This window comes from Pediococcus stilesii, assembly GCF_001437075.1.
Lineage (GTDB): Bacteria > Bacillota > Bacilli > Lactobacillales > Lactobacillaceae > Pediococcus > Pediococcus stilesii.
Genome location: NZ_JQBX01000042.1, coordinates 1 through 1,356 on the forward strand (window position 1 = coordinate 1; position 1,356 = coordinate 1,356).

Genomic DNA, 1,356 nt, shown 5'->3' on the forward strand with positions numbered 1-1,356 from the left:
AAAAACGATCCGAGATTATTAGCACCAATCTTCCGACGGAAGATGAAATTTATGATTCGCCAGTAAAGTGTTGTAAGTCCGGTCATGACTTAGAAAAGATTGGAAAACATTTTGTTCGAGAAGAAGTTCGATTAATTCCCGGAAGGTTATATGTTGCTAGAATATTTGAAACCACCTATAAATGTGGTAAATGCGAGTTAGAGGATCCGCATAGTCACCTATACCAGGGTAAAGCTCCGTCAGCACTATTAGCTCACAGCTTGGCTTCACCATCACTAGTTTCGGAGGTCGCTTATTTTAAATATGTGCTGGGAACTCCATTGTACCGACAAAAAAATTTCTGGAAAAATCAGGGTTTAGATTTAAGCGATAAAAGTATGGGCAATTGGATGATTACATGCGCACAGATGGTGCGCCCAATCTATGACTTACTTCACGAAAAGCTGACTAGTCAAAAACTCCTCCAGGGTGATGAAACACCCTATCAAGTTTTACAAGAGCCTGGTAAAAAAGCGACTAGTAAATCATACATTTGGTTGGCACGGACCATCGGTCGTGCTGAAAATCAAATTGTATATTATCACTATGCTGATAGTCGAGCTGGAAAAGTTGCTCAGCAACTATATTCGGGATTTGAAGGAGTTCTGCAGTGCGATGGTTACTACGGATATAATGCGATTTCGGATTCAGTTGAACATGTTGGATGTTGGGCACATGTTCGTCGTAAGTTTTATGATGACGCGAATCTTGATAAAGATCATTTTAAACCGTCGATCGGATTAGAACTGATCAATCGGATGATGAAACTGGAGCGAAAATGGCAAACGTCAAGTAGTACTGATCGGTTTGAGGCGCGACAAAAGTTCTTGAAACCCATGATTAATAAATTCTGGCAATGGTGTGATAGAGCTAATGTGCTGCCTAAAACTAGATTAGGTAAAGCCATAAGCTACGCTCAAGGACAACGGGCGGCATTAAATCGAGTTTTACTTTACGGTGAGATCGATTTTACCAATAATGCATCCGAACGTAATATGAAAAGTTACGTAATTGGCCGCAAGAATTGGTTATTTTCAACCAGTCCTAAGGGCGCAGAAGCAAATGCTATTTGGATGAGTTTGATTCAAACTGCCAAAGCTAATCGAGTGAATGTACGTGAGTACATTGAATTTTTATTAGATAAGGTATCTCAACTGCCAACTTTCGTAAAAGATACGGAGTTAGAAGCCTATTTACCGTGGAATTATTTGAAATCACGGGAATTAACGCCTAGATCATAATCAAAAATCCAGCTTATCATTTTTAAATAATGATAAACTGGATTTTATTTTTTACGGTCTGTTATTGGGTGCTTAC

The 1,356-nt window shown here is 39.1% G+C and carries 1 protein-coding gene; it reads left to right on the forward strand.

The window, feature by feature from the left end; all coding sequences use genetic code 11:
• A partial coding sequence (tnpC, locus tag IV81_RS09145) for an IS66 family transposase (RefSeq protein WP_057804419.1) occupies nt 1-1,280 on the forward strand: 1,280 nt, incomplete at its 5' end.
• Between the last annotated feature and the right edge of the window lie 76 nt (nt 1,281-1,356).